This is a genomic window from Arthrobacter sp. B1I2 (genome assembly GCF_030816485.1).
GTDB lineage: Bacteria > Actinomycetota > Actinomycetes > Actinomycetales > Micrococcaceae > Arthrobacter.
This window is the reverse complement of sequence record NZ_JAUSYC010000001.1, coordinates 152,945-169,602: the sequence shown is the minus strand read 5'-3', so window position 1 is coordinate 169,602 and position 16,658 is coordinate 152,945. Positions and strand designations below refer to the sequence as shown.

At 67.1% G+C, this 16,658-nt stretch carries 15 protein-coding genes and 1 riboswitch; of the genes, 11 read left to right on the top strand and 4 right to left on the bottom strand.

Features of this window, described 5'->3' with window-relative positions:
* The 9 genes from QFZ57_RS00770 (at position 1) to QFZ57_RS00730 (ending at position 10,213) form a co-directional block, all read left to right on the top strand.
* Positions 1 to 822, top strand: a complete 822-nt coding sequence (locus QFZ57_RS00770; protein ID WP_306632591.1) for a M23 family metallopeptidase — start codon at positions 1 to 3, stop codon at positions 820 to 822.
* 128 nt (positions 823 to 950) lie between these two features.
* Positions 951 to 1,129, top strand: a riboswitch (cyclic di-AMP (ydaO/yuaA leader).
* 70 nt (positions 1,130 to 1,199) lie between these two features.
* Positions 1,200 to 1,883 (top strand): C40 family peptidase, encoded by a 684-nt coding sequence (locus tag QFZ57_RS00765; RefSeq protein WP_306632590.1) that lies wholly within the window; start codon positions 1,200 to 1,202, stop codon positions 1,881 to 1,883.
* A gap of 163 nt (positions 1,884 to 2,046) precedes the next feature.
* A complete protein-coding gene (locus tag QFZ57_RS00760; RefSeq protein WP_306897248.1) occupies positions 2,047 to 2,820 on the top strand; it encodes an NlpC/P60 family protein in 774 nt (257 codons plus the stop codon).
* 266 nt (positions 2,821 to 3,086) lie between these two features.
* Positions 3,087 to 3,587, top strand: coding sequence for an HNH endonuclease (locus QFZ57_RS00755; RefSeq protein WP_056331149.1), 501 nt, complete (start codon positions 3,087 to 3,089; stop codon positions 3,585 to 3,587).
* A gap of 50 nt (positions 3,588 to 3,637) precedes the next feature.
* The gene (gene mobA, locus QFZ57_RS00750; protein ID WP_306897237.1) at positions 3,638 to 4,351 is read left to right on the top strand and encodes a molybdenum cofactor guanylyltransferase; all 714 of its coding nucleotides are present in this window, start codon (positions 3,638 to 3,640) and stop codon (positions 4,349 to 4,351) included.
* Positions 4,348 to 4,644: a DUF6457 domain-containing protein gene (locus QFZ57_RS00745; RefSeq protein WP_306632332.1), complete on the top strand. Its 297-nt coding sequence runs from the start codon at positions 4,348 to 4,350 to the stop codon at positions 4,642 to 4,644. The genes mobA and QFZ57_RS00745 overlap by 4 nt, the downstream gene beginning before the upstream one ends.
* Positions 4,641 to 6,125 (top strand): molybdopterin molybdotransferase MoeA, encoded by a 1,485-nt coding sequence (locus QFZ57_RS00740; protein WP_306897233.1) that lies wholly within the window; start codon positions 4,641 to 4,643, stop codon positions 6,123 to 6,125. Before QFZ57_RS00745 ends, QFZ57_RS00740 begins: the two co-directional genes overlap by 4 nt.
* A 50-nt stretch (positions 6,126 to 6,175) precedes the next feature.
* Complete coding sequence (gene fdhD, locus QFZ57_RS00735; protein ID WP_306632330.1) at positions 6,176 to 7,054, top strand: formate dehydrogenase accessory sulfurtransferase FdhD; 879 nt, start codon at positions 6,176 to 6,178, stop codon at positions 7,052 to 7,054.
* A gap of 126 nt (positions 7,055 to 7,180) precedes the next feature.
* Positions 7,181 to 10,213 carry an alpha-mannosidase gene (locus QFZ57_RS00730; protein WP_306897229.1) on the top strand — a complete coding sequence of 1,011 codons (3,033 nt, stop codon included), beginning with the start codon at positions 7,181 to 7,183 and terminating at the stop codon, positions 10,211 to 10,213.
* Positions 10,214 to 10,450: 237 nt separating this feature from the next.
* Here QFZ57_RS00730 and QFZ57_RS00725 read toward each other — a convergent pair whose 3' ends face one another.
* Both QFZ57_RS00725 and QFZ57_RS00720 read right to left on the bottom strand, forming a co-directional pair.
* The gene (locus tag QFZ57_RS00725; protein ID WP_306897227.1) at positions 10,451 to 11,188 is read right to left on the bottom strand and encodes a hypothetical protein; all 738 of its coding nucleotides are present in this window, start codon (positions 11,186 to 11,188) and stop codon (positions 10,451 to 10,453) included.
* Positions 11,185 to 11,916 carry a hypothetical protein gene (locus QFZ57_RS00720; protein WP_306632327.1) on the bottom strand — a complete coding sequence of 244 codons (732 nt, stop codon included), beginning with the start codon at positions 11,914 to 11,916 and terminating at the stop codon, positions 11,185 to 11,187. The genes QFZ57_RS00725 and QFZ57_RS00720 overlap by 4 nt, the downstream gene beginning before the upstream one ends.
* A gap of 251 nt (positions 11,917 to 12,167) precedes the next feature.
* Between QFZ57_RS00720 and QFZ57_RS00715 the strand changes: the two genes are divergently transcribed.
* Complete coding sequence (locus QFZ57_RS00715) at positions 12,168 to 13,835, top strand: ABC-F family ATP-binding cassette domain-containing protein (RefSeq protein ID WP_306897225.1); 1,668 nt, start codon at positions 12,168 to 12,170, stop codon at positions 13,833 to 13,835.
* Positions 13,832 to 15,745 carry an ABC transporter ATP-binding protein gene (locus QFZ57_RS00710; protein WP_306897222.1) on the top strand — a complete coding sequence of 638 codons (1,914 nt, stop codon included), beginning with the start codon at positions 13,832 to 13,834 and terminating at the stop codon, positions 15,743 to 15,745. Before QFZ57_RS00715 ends, QFZ57_RS00710 begins: the two co-directional genes overlap by 4 nt.
* Here QFZ57_RS00710 and QFZ57_RS00705 read toward each other — a convergent pair.
* Positions 15,742 to 16,173, bottom strand: coding sequence for an NUDIX hydrolase (locus QFZ57_RS00705; protein ID WP_306632325.1), 432 nt, complete (start codon positions 16,171 to 16,173; stop codon positions 15,742 to 15,744). The two genes, QFZ57_RS00710 and QFZ57_RS00705, sit on opposite strands and share 4 nt — an antisense overlap.
* A complete protein-coding gene (locus QFZ57_RS00700; RefSeq protein ID WP_306897219.1) occupies positions 16,170 to 16,658 on the bottom strand; it encodes a DUF6314 family protein in 489 nt (162 codons plus the stop codon). Before QFZ57_RS00700 ends, QFZ57_RS00705 begins: the two co-directional genes overlap by 4 nt.

The following is a 16,658-nucleotide window of genomic DNA, read 5'->3' as shown; positions in this document are numbered from 1 at the left end:
ATGCAGACCCCCCGGGGCCGCCGACGCGCGGCGGGCCCCCCTTCGGCACCCCGGTTTGCCGAAGTTGTCGCAGCGGAGCGCCCCCGCGATCTGCATCGTGACGCGCGCCGCCGCCGGGGTCCGTTCCGGCAGATGACGGAGTTTGCCGCTGCCAGCGGCATCGGCCAAAAAGCCGGCATCGCCCTTGCCGCCACGGGCCTGGTGCTGACGGTTACCGTGCCCGCCACGAGTCCCGTCATGGCGACCGACGCCGCCGGCAGCGCCCCCTTGGCAGCTTCCGCCGTCAGCCCCCAGCCGCAGATCTCCGCTGATATCGGAGCCCAGGTCGACTTCAGCCGCTCCGCCGTGGTGACCCAGGCCGACCCGGACGGGAAGCTGAAGCAGCTCCTGAGCGCCCAGTCCGCCGGCTCCGTCACGCGCGCCGCTTCGGCCGGCACCCTGGCCACACCGCTGGCATCCCTTGCCACCGCGTCCCCCTTCGGTTACCGGGTGAGTCCCATTACCGGAGGCTCCGGCGACTTCCACCGGGGACAGGACTTCGTGGCGCAGTGCGGGACCTCCGTCCTGGCCGCCGCTACAGGCACGGTGACCTTCGCAGGCTGGCACCAGTTCGGTGGCGGAAACCGCGTTGTCATAGACCACGGCAACGGGCTGGAGACCACGTACAACCACCTTTCATCCTTCAGCGTCAAGGTGGGCCAGACCGTCTCCCGCGGGGACGTTGTGGCACTGAGCGGCACCACCGGTGCCTCCACCGGCTGCCACCTGCACTTCGAGGTGCAGGTCAACGGCGAAGTGGTCGATCCGATGGGCTGGCTGTAACCGAATGATTGCTCACTCTCAGATTCCCGCAACCCGCCGTGACCTGAATGTGACATTGAACGAAAACTGCTGTACCGTCTAACTCGCGTCAACTTTTCCGAAGTTGACGCTCTTGTGCGGATTGCCTAACTCTGCCACCGCTCAAGGTCCGTTCGCATTTCATCGTCTGGCAGGGGCGGGGGAACCAATTTTGGTCTTCATTTCAGAAGGCCTTGGGGTTAAGTCACGAGCTTCCCAGGAAGCAGTGTGGCCGGGTGACTCCCATCCGAATCCGACAGCTCACCTCGCAGGCATTGGGAGAGGCTACCTTCGTGTCTTCACGCCATAATTCTGCGCGCCACCGTGCGCAAACGGTTCGCACCAGCCCGCTGGACGCCGTGTCCAAAGCCGTCAGTGCAAATGCCGGGACCGTAGGCCGCCAGGCTGCCGTTATGGCAGCGGCTTCGGGCCTCATCCTGAGCATGGGACTGCCGGCCACTGCAGCTGACACCACCGCTGGTGTCTCTGCGTCCACCGAGTCCGGTTCCGCCCAGACGGCCCTCGCCGTCACCGCCGCCCCCACGGCCACGGTGTCCTTCGAGCGTCCCGTCGTCAAGACCACTGCCGCTCCGAAGGTGGAACCGGTGCGTACCCAGTCCACGGCATCGGCGAACCGCGCCACCACGGCCGTCGCAGGCCAGGAGGCGTCTCCGGCTGCCAAGGCTGAAGAGACCGTGTCCGCTGCGGCAACCTCGGGCATTGCCGCCCTCGCCTACACCGGTATCGGCCACTCCTACGTATGGGGCGGCACCAGCCCCGTCACGGGCTGGGACTGCTCCGGGTTTGTGCAGTGGGTTTACGCCCAGGCCGGCATCAGCATCCCCCGCACCAACGCGTGGAGCATCATGACTCCCACCTCCGCCCCCCAGCCGGGTGACCTGGTTGTCCAGAACGGTGGCGCGCACGTCGGCATCTACGTCGGCAACGGCATGATGATCAGCGCACTCAACCCCTCCCAGGGCACGCTGCTCCACTCGCCCGCAGCCACCGGTACCTCGTCGTACTACCACTACAGCAAATAGTTCTTGGGCTCCGCGCTCCAAGGGCTTTTTCTTTGCCCAAAGCTTCTTCGCTAGAAACCACATCCCCGTTCGGGATGCGCCGGCGTACCCCCAAGATGCCGGCGCGTCCAACACCCTTCGCATGCCTACAAGCGGTTCGAAGGAAAAACGAAAGAGAGAACTGATGACGACTCGTGCCACCGCACGGCATCGCGCCGAGGCCACCAAAACCAACTCGATCGCTGTCATTGCCAAGGCTGTCAGCGACAACGCAGGCGGCATGGGCCGCCAGGCCGCGGTTATCGCTGCTGCTTCCGGCCTGGTCCTGACCAGCGGCATTGCGGCCAACGCTGCAGACGCCAACGTCAAGCGCGATTCCGCTCCGGTCTCCGCGCTGGAAGTTGAATCCGCCGTCGACGCCCCGATCTCCGCGGCATCCACCATCGCCATCAGCTACGAGAAGCCCGCCGTGACCACCACGCCGGCTCCCGTCGTCGAGCCTGAGCCCCAGGTCGAAGTGCAGGAAGCCGAGCCTGCTCCTGCCGCCCAGCCTGTTGCTGCTCCCAAGGTCACGGCTAAGGTTGCCACCGCGTCGGCTCCCGCCGCTCCCGCAGCCCAGGCTTCCGCCAGCGGCAAGGGCGCTGCAATCCTCTCCGCCGCCTACGCGCAGCTTGGTGTCATGCAGGACTGCACCATGCTGGTCACCAACTCCCTGGCCGCCGTCGGCATCCACTTCCATGACTGGCCTGCCGGCTACCTGTCCCTGGGCCGCACCGTGAGTGCAGCCGAAGCACAGCCGGGTGACCTTCTCTACTACGCTGACGGCGGCTCGGGCATGGCCCACATTGCTGTCTACGCCGGAAACGGCATGGCCGTCCACGGCGGCTACAACGGAAACCAGACCGTGGTCTTCAGCGCGAACGTCGGTTCCGGCCCCGTCTTCATCCGCGTCAACTAGGCTTTCGAGTGCCGGCCTGAACGGCCGTAGTCTGCAGGATGCTGTGAAGGACCCCCGCCATCGAGGCGGGGGTCCTTCGCGCTTAAGCGGACTGCGCCGTCCGCGTTGTGTCTCCGGGCGTTCGGCTGTGGAGAGCGCTTCCGGGTGGCGATTACCTGATTTTGTACTTCTTTGTTTACTCTTGTGGTGTCGATCCATAGCCCGGACATGCCGAGGGCAGCCGGCCCTCGTGCCCCTGACGGGTGCGGCCGTGAAGAGGTAAGTGCATGCGCACTCTCGTTCTGAATGCTGGATATGAACCGCTGGCGGTTATCACTTTCCGCCGGGCGCTGGTGCTTGTGCTCACGGGCAAAGCGAGCGTGGTGGCCGAAGGGGATGACCCCGTGGTGGGCCCCACCGACGTACTGGGCCGCCCGTCCGTGATCCTCCTCAACCGCTACATCCGGCCCCGATACAACCACTCCACGGCCGTGAGCCGCAGGGGCGTGCTCCGACGCGACGGGCATAAATGCGCCTACTGCGGCAAGGCGGCGCACACCATCGACCACGTGCACCCGAAATCGCGGGGCGGGGCCGATTCATGGGAGAACCTGGTGGCCGCCTGCCTGCGATGCAACAACGTCAAGGGCGACCATACTCCCGCCGAGATGGGATGGACCCTGCGGTTCGTGCCCGAGCCGCCGCACGGAACCATCTGGCAGATCAAAGAACTGGAGAAGCCCACGCCGGCCTGGGATCCGTTCCTGCTTCCGGAGCGCGCTGCCTGAGAAGCGGTGCCGCCGGCAGGTGTGCTGGCCGCTAGGCTGGGGGAGTGCACGTGAACAGGCAGGCCTTTGATGCGCTGATCCTGGCCGGGGGGAGGTCATCGCGGCTGGGCGGCGTACCCAAGCAGTCGCTGGTCTTCCAGGGCCAAACCCTCCTGGAACGCGCCGTCGCTGCCGCAGCCGGGGCCCGACAGACGGTCGTCGTTGGAGACATGGGTCCGCTGGCAAGCGAAGCACGGCCCTCACAGGCGCTGTCCCCGCCAACCTTGCCTCCCAATGTGCTGACCTGCCGGGAGGAGCCGCACTTCTCGGGCCCCGCGGCTGCCATTGCCGCCGGAGTGGATGCACTGGTGGAAAGAGGCGGACCGGCGCCGGCGCCGTACACCCTGGTTCTGGCCTGCGACATGCCACTGGCATCCCAGGCAGTGGCAGTGCTGCAGGATGCCCTGGCGCTGGTCACGGCTGGGCGTTGCAGCGGCGTCATGGCCCGCGCCGAAGATGCCAGGGCGCAGCCGCTGCTGGGTTTTTACCGCACAGCTGAGTTAACAAAGGCGTGTGCCGATCTTGCTGCCCGCAACGCATTGGTCAACGGCTCTGTCAGGGCGCTCCTTGCTAATCTGGACGTGCAGCTTGTCACAGTCCCCGCCGGGTCCACGTCCGATGTGGATACCTGGGATGACGCTGCCGCACTGGGGGTTGCCGCCGGGAACCAGAGTGGAAGCCAGGACCGGCATTCGGGCGGAGCAAACGTGGGAGGCAATTCGTGAAAAGCCAGGACGAAACGCTGGAGGAGTGGTGCAGGGCCCTGCTCCAGGCGTACAAGCTTGAGGATGTCCAGATAGACGTCAACGCGGTGCTGGCGCTTGCAGGCGTTGCGGCCCATGCCGTTGTCCGGCCGGCCGCGCCGCTCACCACTTTTATCGCCGGCTTCGCCGCGGGCCTCGCTGCCGCTCCCGGCAGGGAGATGGACGCCGAATCCATGGACGCGGCGCTGGCCGTTGCCCGTACCTTGGCCAAAGACTACGACGCCGAAGCCGCCGCCGGGACTCCCGGCGAATGACTGCAGAACCCCAAAGCGATCCTGAGGTGCCGCCAGGCAGTCAAGCGGGGGCGGGTGCAGACACAACGGAACCCGGCATATCTGAACCGGGCCCGTCTGAACCCGGCACATCTAAACCGGGCACAGCTGAACCGGACAGAACTGAAGAAGGGCATGCTGCCCCTCACCATCTGGCCCACACCTGGGTAGAAGCCCGGCAGGCGGCGTTTGATGCAGCCACCCCGATTCCTCCCGGTCCGGTGGCACTCCGGATAGCCTTGGGCCGCAAACTCGACCGGGACATCGTGGCCCTTCAGGACATGCCCCACTATGCCTCCTCCGCCATGGACGGCTGGGTGGTCAACGGAAGCGGCCCCTGGATCCCGGTGGAGCCCGGAACCCGGTTGGCGCCGCACCAGGCCAGCCCCATCGCCACGGGCGGCCTGATCCCCGCCGGCGGCAAGGCAGTTCTTCGTACCGAGAGTGCTGTCCTTGGCCGGGACGATGAGGGCCTCCCCGTCCTGCTGACCGGAGGCAAGGCGCGCCCCGGCGAGCCCCGCGCGGGAGAACACATCCGCAAGGCCGGGGAGGAAGCCCTGGAAGGGGACATCCTGGTCAAGGCGGGGGTGGAGCTCAATCCGGCACATCTGGCATTGGCTGCGCTGGCAGGCTACGACGAACTGCAGGTCCAGGGAAAGCCTGTGGTGCGCCTGGTGCTGACCGGGTCCGAGGTAGTGGAACACGGCACGCCGGCCCCCGGCCAGGTGCGCGACACCTTCGGCCCGCAGCTGCCGGACGTCGTGGGCATGCTGGGCGGCATTCCCGGAGGGCAGCAGCGGATCGGGGACTCCTATGCCGAATGGCTGGCCGCGCTCGAAGACGTGCTCCCGGACGCGCCGGACCTGCCGGCCGACGTCGTCATTACCACCGGGGGTACCGGACGCTCGGGAACGGACCACCTCCGGCGGGCGGTGGCTGACCTCGGCGGCCGGCTCATCATTGACGGCGTGGCCATGCGGCCGGGCCATCCCGTGGTTCTGGCCGAACTGCCGGATGGCCGCTTCGTCCTGGGCCTTCCCGGCAACCCGCTGGCGGCCATGATGGCGCTGTCCACCGTGGGTGCCCCGCTGCTGGCGGCGTTGGGGCACCGCGGCATTCCGGCGGTGGAGGAGGTGCCGTGCGGGACCATGATCGAGCCGGACCCCGGCCGTACCCGGCTGATGCCGTTCCGGCTGCTGTACGGCATGGCATCCCCGGCGCAGCATACGGGCCCCGGGATGATGCGCGGGCTGGCCGCTGCTGACGGAGTGCTGGTGGTGCCGCCGCACGGCGTGCAGCTGGGCGAGCCGGTGCACGCGTTCGCCCTGCCTTGGGGGCCGCCCATACCGCGCGCCCAGGAGGGTCCGGCCAAACCCAAACCGCGAAGCAACGTCCGGGGCGGCCAGCCCAAGGGCAAACCGGCAGCCAGTGGGCCCGTGGACTGGAGTGCACTCCTGGGCTGAGCCAGGTCCTCTTGGTGCCATGATGGAGTAATGAACAGGCAGGGTGGAACATGGGACGCGTAACCCAGCGCCGCAAGGTGCACAAGTATGTCCTGGACGGTTCGCCGGGAGCCCTGGAGTACCCGGTCCGCCACCGCGAAGACGTCCTCGCCGTGGAGGAACCGCTGGAAATCCGGCTGGGCAGGCTCTCCTACTCAGTCACCATGCGCACGCCCGGGGACGACTTTGACCTGGTGGCCGGGTTCCTGGTGTCCGAGGGGGTCATCTGGGCCCCCGAACAGCTGGTGTCGCTGCGCTTCTGCGCCGGCGAGGACGAGAACGGCGTCCAGACATTCAACGTGGTGGAGGCCCAGCTGCGGCCGGACGTCCCACTTCCCGACACAGGTCGCAGGGTCTACACGTCCAGCTCCTGCGGCATCTGTGGAACTGACTCGATCGAAGCGGTCCGGAAGTCCTCCCACTTCAGCCCGAAGGCGGACCCGCTGACGGTGGATGCAAAAGTCCTGGCCTCCCTGCCCGCGTTGCTGCGGAAGTCGCAGCGTGTCTTCGAGGACACCGGGGGAGTTCACGCGGCGGGCCTGTTCAGGATTGAGGACGACGGCGAGCCACGCCTCCTGTGCCTCCGCGAGGATGTTGGGCGGCACAATGCCGTGGACAAGGTTGTGGGCTGGGCGCTGCGCGAAGGCCTCCTGCCGCTGACCGGAACTGTCCTCCAGGTGTCCGGCAGGGCGTCCTTCGAGCTGGTGCAGAAAGCCTCCCTCGCGGGAATTCCCGTCCTGGCCGCCGTCAGTGCCCCTTCAAGCCTGGCTGTGGAACTGGCCGAAGCGAACGGGCTGACCGTGGCGGGCTTCAGCCGGGGTACCAGTTTCAATGTCTACGCCGGGGACTCCAGGATCCTGAGGCCCGTACCTGCCGTGCCCAGTGCGTAGGGTCCCCACGCCGGGCATAGGCGGCACCCGCTTTGCAACGGGGGTTGGTTGCCGTGCTGCCGGGCGGGTAGATTTGTCCATCGAATGGACCCGATGATCCAGTCCCGAGCCTAAAGAGGATTCATATTGCATGACGACCGGACCATCACGGAAGTCCGCCTGGCAAGGTTTGTGCGCGAGCGCATCGCACCTGCCGTGTACAGCAGGACAGTCCCCCTTGCCCTGAGCAGCTGGGAAGTCCCCGGCGAACCGGTCCCCGCGCTTGAAGCGATGCGGCAGGAGTTCCAGCCGCAGGAGCACGGCGCCGCCTGGGGCCGGCCCTGGGGCACTACCTGGCTGCGGCTGCAAGGGGAGGTGCCGGAATCCTGGGGCGGCGGCCCGGACACTGCGGTGGAGGTGGTGGTGGATCTGGGGTTCACCACCGAAGCGCCCGGGTTCCAGTGCGAGGGCATTGCCTGGCGGCCTGACGGCAGCATCATCAAGGCCATTTCACCCCGCAACCAGTACATCCCGTTGAAGCTATTGGGCGGCGGCATGGCGGTGGACTTCTACGTCGAGGCCGCGGCGAATCCGGACATGGCGCAGGGCTGGACCTTCGCCCCCACGCCGCTGGGCGACAAGGCGACCGCCGGGGGAGCGCCGCAGTACCGGCTGGGAAGCATCGCGATCGCTGAACTCAACCAGTGCGTGTGGGAACTCCAGCAGGACATCTGGACCCTGGCCGGCCTCATGGAACAGCTTCCGCTGGAGCTTCCCCGCCGGCACGAGATCCTCCGGGCCCTTGAACGCATGATGGACGTGATGGACCCTGACGACGTTGCCGGTACCGCGCCGGACGGACGGCACGCGCTCGCTGAAGTCCTCGCCCGCCCCGCGTATGCGTCCGCGCACCAGCTGGTTGCCACGGGGCACGCGCACATTGACTCCGCCTGGCTTTGGCCGGTCAGGGAAACCATCCGCAAATGCGCCAGGACCTTCGCCAATGTGGTGGCCCTGATGGATGAAGATCCACACTTTGTCTTCTCCTGTTCCTCGGCACAGCAGCTGGCCTGGATCAAGGAGCTGTACCCGGAGCTGTTCAGCCGGATCCGCGAAAAGGTGCGGGCAGGCCAGTTCGTGCCGGTTGGCGGCATGTGGGTGGAATCGGATACCAACATGCCCGGCGGCGAAGCCATGGCGCGTCAGTTCGTGGAGGGCAAGGGCTTCTTCCTGGCGGAATTCGGCATTGAGTGCAGGGAGGCATGGCTGCCGGACTCATTTGGCTACAGCGCTGCCCTGCCCCAGATCGTGAAAGCCGCAGGCAGCCGCTGGTTCCTCACCCAGAAGATTTCCTGGAACCAGACCAACAGGATGCCGCACCACACGTTCAACTGGGAGGGGATCGACGGCACCCGGCTGTTCACCCACTTCCCCCCGGTGGACACCTACAATTCTGACCTCAGCGGCAGGGACCTTGCCCACGCCGAGCGCAACTACCGGGACCACGGCCGCGGCACTGTGTCGCTGGTGCCGTTTGGTTACGGCGACGGCGGCGGCGGCCCCACCCGGGAAATGCTTGCGGCGGCGGCGCGTACGGCGGACCTGGAAGGGTCCCCCCGGGTCAGGATTGGCTCCGCGGAGAGTTTCTTCCGGCAGGCCGAGGAGGACTACCCGGCCCTGCCCGTCTGGGTGGGCGAGATGTACCTGGAACTGCACCGCGGCACGTACACCAGCCAGGCCCGCACCAAGAAGGGCAACCGGCGCAGCGAGCACCTGCTGCGTGAGGCGGAGCTGTGGTGCGCCACAGCTGCTGTCCGGAGTGGCGGCGCTTTCGACTACCCGGCCGCCGAGCTCAGGCGACTCTGGCAACTGGTGCTGCTGCAGCAGTTCCATGACATTCTGCCGGGCAGCTCCATTGCCTGGGTCCACCAGGACGCTGAGCGGAACTACCAGGCCATTGAGACCGCACTTGAAGCAATCATCGGCCAGGCTGCTGCAGCCATGCTGGGCTCCGGCGACCGGCAGTTCCTGCTCAACGCCGCCCCGCACGCCAGGGACGGGGTTCCCGCGCTGGCCGCGGGCGAACCCTTGGCGCTCCCGGAACCGGCGCAGGTCACCCCGCACGACGGCGGCTTCATCCTGGACAACGGAATTATCCGGGCCGTGATTGACGCGGACGGACTCCTCGCCTCCCTGCGCGACCACGCCAGTGGCCGCGAGGCCATCGCCCCAGGCCAGCGTGGCAACCTGCTGGAACTGCACCGGGACACTCCCAATGAGTGGGACGCCTGGGACATTGACGAGTTCTACCGGCGCAATGTCACGCCGCTGGTCCAGGCGGAGTCGGTCCACACGGTCACTGACGGCGGCAGCGCCGTCGTGGCGGTGGAGCGGCTGGCAGGCCACTCGCGGCTGAGCCAACGCATCTCGCTGGCCCCCGGCAGCCCATCATTGGAAATCACCACCTCGGTGGACTGGCAGGAGCGCGAAAAGCTGCTGAAGCTCGGCTTTGCCCTGGACGTGCGGGCAGACCGGTCGGCCGCCGAAACGCAGTTCGGCCACGTCTTCCGGCCGACCCACACCAACACCTCGTGGGAGGCCGCGAAGTTCGAAATCTGCGCCCATCGGTGGATCCACGTGGGCGAACCCGGCTATGGGGTGGCAGTGGCCAACTCATCCACCTACGGCCATGACGTGGGCCGGAGTATCAGGGAATCCGACGGCGGGACCACCACCCAGGTGCGCCTGTCCCTGCTGCGGGCTCCGAAGTTCCCCGACCCCGACGCCGACCGGGGACGCCAGGAGCTGACGGTGACCATCCGCCCTGGTGCTGATATTGCCGACGCCGTCCAGGAGGGGTACCGGACCAACCTGGCACCCCGGCTGGTACGCGGTGCCGCTGCCGTCGAGCCGCTCTTCTCCGTCAGCAATCCTGCCTTGGTCATTGAATCGGTCAAGTTTGCCCAGGACGGATCGGGCGACGTGGTGGTCCGGCTCTATGAGTCGCTGGGGCAGCGGTCAGCCGGAACTGTCACGGCCAACTTCCAGGTGCAGGACGTTGTGACGACGGATCTTTTGGAACGCCCCACTGAGGCTCCTGGAATTGTTCCAGCCGGCAGCGGTGCGCAGCTGACGCTCCGGCCATTCCAGCTGGTGACATTAAGGTTCGCCCGGAAGTAGGTGGCGTGGAGTCCCTTGCTGAACCGGTCCCGTTAAACGCCTCGAAAGGGCCGTTAAATAGGCTGAGTGGGGGCGGTCCCCAACGATCCGCCACCACTCATCCCCCCAATGCATGCAAAGGCCCCCGGGGCCGGCCGACGCTTTGGAATTTATCCCCGTTCGAAAGCGCTTGGCGGCCCCGCCTTCACACTTTCATGATTGTTTCACATTCTAATGATTTTGTGAAAGCTGGCGAAGTTACTTTTCGGTAGATGTCCTGCGGCTTGCTGCGGTACGCCCACTGACCACCCTGGCGGCCCAGATCAGGGTCAGCCCAACGACGAAGCACAGCACCGCTGTGTAGTTGATGATGAACTCTATCTGGCCGAGGGTGGGAGGAATCAGCGGGAACGACAAGGACAGGCCCGTGGCTACGGCACCCAGGCCCAGTAACGCGGCCGCCACCCGGATCAAAACGGGAAGTCGGCTGGTCACGGCGCGGACCATGGCCGGCAACAGAGCCAAGGTGATGTAGGCGGGGTAAGCCCGGCCGGCAGCCCCGTAATACTCCAGTAAGGCGGAGTTCCAAGGATCCGTGCCCACAACCCCTGTCAGCCCGGCCGAGGACCCGCTGGTGTGCATCATGAAGAACAGCGTCACCATGCACGCGGAGATAACTGCAAGGACTGCGACCCCCACGCGCCCTGTGATGAGCCTGCCGGCGTCTCTTGCGTCAAAGCCCCTGGAAATGCGCACGCCCATGAAAAAGATGGCGCCAAAGATGACGAAGCGCAGCAACAGGTTGGCCAGGTTGATCCCGCCCAGTGCCTGGTCGATAACGATGTAGGGCCCCGGGATGCTCAGCAGGATAGCCAGGGTCATCGAGGCAAAGATGCCGAAAAGGGAGCGGTTCTCCCCACGGATGGTGCTGGGGATGCGGGCCACCGCAACCAGGGCGCAAATCACCAGTGTGGTCCATTGAAGGGTCTCGATCATCCCAGGTTCTCCCAAATCTTTTCTGTCTGTGCCTGGTCCTGCTCCTGGCGGCGCAGGACTTTGCCCATTGCCTGAAGCCGGTCTCCAGCGAGGGCCGTGAGTTCTCCGTCGGAGAGGCTCTCCAGTGCTGCCTGCCGGGCCCCGGGAGGCCAGCCGGCCTCCTCCTCCGTGATGATTCCTGTGGCCACCAGCCCGCCGGCGGGTCCCACTCCAGCTGCCAGGGCGGTGGCCACGGCGAGCTCGGCGGACAGCCGATTGGCGGTCAGTTGGGCGGAATAATTTTGCGGGGCCACGCCGGTGGAGGCCGAGACGCGGTGCCGCACCTCGCCGTCGTCTATGGCATCAACCCAGTTCTTCACCGAGGTGCCGTGCGGGGCAGGGCTGAGGGCGGGAGCGGCTGATCCCGGGGCTGCGTCCATGGCCGGACGCGCCAGGAGCGCCCGGAGCAGGTCCGGGGTGGAAACCTGGCTGACCAGCTCGCTCCTGGTGGGCGGACGCGGTGGCCCCGCGAGGGCGCTGTAGTTGTCGAATCCGGCAAGCGCGGCGACAGGGTTCATGTTGTACGCGCGGCTGATGCTGACCACTGTGCTCACCGAGACCTTGCCCCGGACCAGTTGCTGGGCCAACGTGGTCCGCTTGATCCCTGAGACCCGGCAGATGTCTGCCGTGCTGGCATCGGGTGCGATGCCTTGCAGCCAGCGCTGGAACGCCTTGGCGGAAAGGGTCATGGAGGGCTCTCTGCAGAACGGGTGGTGTGGACGATGTTACCGTGCCGTCCCAGCCTCCGGCCGTGACGCGGATTTTGCCCATGGTTTACATTCGTCTATAGTTGATGGTCGAGCCCGTTGGTCCGTACACCCCCCAAGTCCGGACCAGCGGGTTCTTCTATGTCCTGCAGCCCCAGCGGCGCCGCGGCCCGGTTTTCGCCGCCTCTGCCGGCCGTCAACAGCTGTCCGGGCAGCGGCGAAAGGACGAATCAATGACTGCAACCCTTGTTGCCAGGGATATCTCCGGCGGCCACGGCCACCGCGTGCTCTTTTCCGGGCTCTCGCTGACGGTGGCCCCCGGCGACGTGGTGGGTGTCGTGGGCGCAAACGGTGCCGGAAAATCAACCCTGCTGCGCCTTCTGGCCGGTGTTGACCAGCCACAGCAGGGCTCAATCAGCCTCGCACCTTCCGATGCGTTCGTTGGCTGGCTGCCGCAGGAGCACGAGCGCGTTGAGGGCGAAACTGTGGCCGGTTATATTGCCCGCCGGACCGGCTGCGCGGAAGCGACCATCGAGATGGAAACCACCGCGGAAGCTCTGGCTTCCGGCGCTCCCGGGGCGGATGACGCTTACTCCCGTGCCTTCGACCGCTGGATGGCTTCCGGTGCGGCGGACCTGGACGACCGGATCCCGGCCGTGCTGGCAGACCTGGGGCTGGACGCAGGGCCCAATGCGCTGATGACAGGCCTTTCCGGCGGCCAGGCTGCCCGGGTGGCCCTCGCCGCCCTCCTGCTGAGCCGCTTCGACGTCGTGTTGATGGACGAGCCCACCAACGACCTCGACCTCGCGGGCCTAGCCACCCTTGAAAGCTTTGTGAAGGGGCTGCGCGGCGGCGTGGTGCTGGTCAGCCATGACCGCGAGTTCCTGGCCCGCTGCGTGACCCGGGTGGTTGAGCTGGATATGGCACAGAACAGCGTGGCCGTGTACGACGGCGGCTACGACGCTTTCCTCGAGGAACGCGCGGTGGCGCGGCAGCACGCACGCGAGAAGTATGAGGATTTTGCCGCCACCAAGGCAGACCTGGTGTCCCGTGCGCGGACCCAGCGTGAGTGGAGCTCGCAGGGCGTCCGGAACGCCATGAAGAAAAGCCCGGACAACGACAAGATCCGTCGCGCCGCCAGCACCGAGTCTTCGGAGAAGCAGGCGCAGAAGGTCAGGCAGATGGAATCCCGCATCGCGCGGCTGGACGTCGTGGAGGAGCCCCGGAAGGAATGGCAGCTCCAGTTCAGCATCGGCCAGGCACCCCGCTCCAGTGCCGTCGTCGCCACCCTGCGCAACGTCGTGGCACGCCAGGGTGACTTCACCCTGGGGCCGGTCACCCTCCAGCTCAACGGCGGCGAGCGCGTGGGCATCACCGGCCCGAACGGCGCCGGCAAGTCCACCCTGCTGCGCCTGCTGCTGGGCACCCAGGCACCGGACGACGGCGACGCCTCCATGGGTGCCGCCGTCGCCGTCGGCGAAATCGACCAGGCCCGCGGCCTGCTGGACGGGAGCCGCCCGCTGGGCGACGCCGTCGAAGCGGTGCTGGCGGACTGGAACAGCGCCGACGTCCGCACGCTCCTGGCCAAGTTCGGCCTCAAGGCGGATCACACCTCGCGGACCGTGGATTCCCTGTCGCCGGGGGAGCGGACGCGGGCAGCGCTGGCGCTGCTCCAGGCCCGCGGCGTGAATCTGCTGGTGCTGGACGAACCCACTAACCACCTGGACCTGCCGGCCATTGAGCAGCTGGAAGAGGCCCTTGAAAGCTACGACGGCGCCCTGCTCCTGGTCACCCACGACCGCCGGCTGCTGGAAAACGTTCGACTCGACTACCGGTGGCACCTGGAAAACGGCACGGTCCGGGAACTCCACCACACTGCAAGCCAGGAGAAACAACCATGAGCATGGACCGCGTTGCGTGGAGCTCGCTCTACAACATCAGCACCGCAAAGAGCGGCTCCAAGCCGTTCTCCAAGGAAACCCTGAAGCGGGTGCTGGCCTTTGCCGCCCCGCACAAGGGCAAGCTCATCGCCTTTGTGCTCTCCTCCATCGTGGCGGCGTTCCTGGCCGTCGCCACCCCCGTCCTCGCGGGCCGGGTGGTTGATGCCATCATCGCCAAGACTGCCGTGGAAACGGTCATTTGGCTGGCGGTGCTGATCGCCATCGTTGCTGTAGGGGAAGCGGGGGTGGGGCTGCTGACCCGCTGGCTGTCCTCCACCATCGGCGAAGGCGTCATCGTGGACCTGCGCACCCGGGTGTTCGACCATGTGCAGCGGATGCCGATTGCCTTTTTCACGCGCACCCGCACGGGGGCGCTGGTCAGCCGCCTCAACAACGACGTCATTGGGGCACAATCCGCCTTCGCCGGCACCCTTTCCGGCGTAGTGAGCAACTCGGTGGCGCTGGCCCTGACGCTGGCGGTAATGCTCAATACGTCCTGGCTGGTGACCGTGCTCGCCATGGTGCTGCTGCCGATCTTCCTGATCCCGGCACGGCGCATGGGCTCCAAGCTGGCAGACCTGCGCCGCGAAGCTGCCGCGCATAACGCCGCCATGGGTACGCAGATGACGGAGCGGTTCTCCGCGCCGGGGGCCACCCTGGTGAAGCTGTTCGGCCGCCCGGATGAGGAATCGCGCGAGTTCGCCGCCCGCGCCGGCCGGGTCCGTGACATCGGCATCCGGATGGCCATGCTGCAGTTCACGTTCGTCACGGCCCTGACCCTGGTGTCCGCGCTGGCACTGGCCCTGGTGTACGGCCTGGGCGGCTGGCTGGCCCTGGGGGGCCAGCTGGCACCCGGCGACGTGGTGGTGCTGGCACTGCTGCTGACCAGGCTCTACGCTCCACTCACGGCACTGTCCAACGCCCGGGTGGAAGTCATGAGCGCACTGGTCAGTTTTGAACGCGTCTTTGAGATCCTGGACCTTGAGCCCCTGATCCAGCAGAAGCCCGGTGCTGTCCCGGTTCCGGCCGGGCCAGTATCCGTTGAGTTCGACGACGTCCGCTTCGCCTACCCGTCCGCGGACAAGGTCTCCCTGGCCTCGCTGGAGGAAGTCTCCACCCTGGACACGCGCGGCGGCGAGGAAGTGCTGCGCGGCGTCAGTTTCCGGGTGGAGCCGGGCCAGACGGTGGCGCTGGTTGGTTCCTCCGGTGCCGGCAAGTCAACCATCGCCCAGTTGCTGTCGCGGCTGTACGACGTCGACTCCGGGGCCGTGCGGTTGGGTGGCACCGCGCCGGGGACCGGGCTGGATGTCCGGGACGCCACGTTCGATTCGCTGCGGGACACCCTGGGCATGGTGACACAGGACGGCCACCTGTTCCACGAAACCATCGCGTCCAACCTCCGGCTGGCACGGCCCGAGGCGACCGAAGAGGACATGTGGGACGTCCTGCGGCAGGCGCGGCTGGAGACGATGATCAGGTCCCTGCCGGACGGGCTGGAGACGGTGGTGGGCGAGCGCGGCTACCGGCTTTCCGGCGGCGAACGCCAGCGGCTGACCATCGCCCGGCTCCTCATCGCCCAGCCCCGGGTCGTCATCCTCGACGAGGCCACCGCCGCGCTGGACTCCACGAACGAAGCCGCGGTGCAGGCGGCCTTGGGTGCTGCACTTGAGGGACGGACCGCCGTCGTGATTGCCCACCGGCTTTCCACCGTCCGCGCTGCCGACGCCATCCTGGTGGTTGAGGGCGGGCAAATCGTGGAGCGCGGAACCCATACCGAGCTCCTGGCGGCCGGCGGCCGCTACGCCGAGCTCTACCGGACGCAGTTCGCCGAGGCCACCGCCGTGGTGCAGGAGGCGGTCCCCGAGTTCTAGGGGCTTGGCCTGGAAATCTGTGCGGCCAGCAGGGGCAGGACGTGGTCCGTCAGCAGCGGCGCCAGGTCCTGGGGGAGGGCCGCGCCACTGGCGGGTCCGCTGATGTCCAGCCACCGGATCTCGGCGATTTCGGCAGCCGGGGTGGCCTGCCAGGTGCCCGGAGCGAGGAACACGGTGGCTTCGATGTCGGTGGCTGCCTCGTTCGCGGCGTCCGCGATCCAGACCCCCATTAGTTCAAGCTCCTGGGGCCGAACCACGATCCCCACTTCCTCGGCGAGCTCACGGGCTGCGGCCTGGACGGCAGTCTCGCCCGGTTCGGGCTTGCCGCCCGGGTGCATGAACATGCCCGTTCCGCGTTTCCGCACGGTCAGCAACCGTCCCGCGTCGTCGAACACGCAGACGGCGGAGACCACAATCCGGTCCTTCACGCGGTTTCCCGGACCAGGCGCGAGACCAGCAGCAGGTCCTTGCGGGGACCGGTCACATCCCAGCTGTAGCTGAAGTGGTCAGGGCCTTGGCGGGTGTAGGACACGCGGTAGGTATCGGGATCGCACCAGTGGCTGTCCAGGCTGGCGTCCGGTGTGAAGCTCATCCGGTGGAACGGCCTGCCGTCGGGAAAGAACACGTCCAGCGCGTCGGGCCGCGGCGCGGCTTTCAGGACGTACTCGCGGGAGGCGGGGCCGGTGAAAGCAGGCCAGCGCATGGTGCCTTCCTCGCGCAGGGCCAGGCCGCCGTCGTCCATGGGGGTGAAAAGGACGACGCCGGAAAAGGTGCCGCGGGTGCCGTCCGACCTGTCCAGCAGGTCCCGCTCCACCCGCCAGCGGCCCGGCTGCCCGGTGCCACTTGTGGTGCTGGCTGGCTGGCTGCCCAGGAGGTAGGCGCGGAGGCTGGGCTCCGGGGAACGGGAGTTCAA

Bases quoted from the DNA above. Each gene is read 5' to 3' on its own strand.
- QFZ57_RS00770 (WP_306632591.1), top strand. From the start codon at position 1: ATGCAGACCCCCCGGGGCCGCCGACGCGCGGCGGGCCCCCCTTCGGCA.
- QFZ57_RS00760 (WP_306897248.1), top strand. From the start codon at position 2,047: ATGACGACTCGTGCCACCGCACGGCATCGCGCCGAGGCCACCAAAACC.
- QFZ57_RS00755 (WP_056331149.1), top strand. From the start codon at position 3,087: ATGCGCACTCTCGTTCTGAATGCTGGATATGAACCGCTGGCGGTTATC.
- QFZ57_RS00740 (WP_306897233.1), top strand. From the start codon at position 4,641: ATGACTGCAGAACCCCAAAGCGATCCTGAGGTGCCGCCAGGCAGTCAA.
- fdhD (WP_306632330.1), top strand. From the start codon at position 6,176: ATGGGACGCGTAACCCAGCGCCGCAAGGTGCACAAGTATGTCCTGGAC.
- QFZ57_RS00725 (WP_306897227.1), bottom strand. From the start codon at position 11,188: ATGATCGAGACCCTTCAATGGACCACACTGGTGATTTGCGCCCTGGTT.
- QFZ57_RS00720 (WP_306632327.1), bottom strand. From the start codon at position 11,916: ATGACCCTTTCCGCCAAGGCGTTCCAGCGCTGGCTGCAAGGCATCGCA.
- QFZ57_RS00715 (WP_306897225.1), top strand. From the start codon at position 12,168: ATGACTGCAACCCTTGTTGCCAGGGATATCTCCGGCGGCCACGGCCAC.
- QFZ57_RS00710 (WP_306897222.1), top strand. From the start codon at position 13,832: ATGAGCATGGACCGCGTTGCGTGGAGCTCGCTCTACAACATCAGCACC.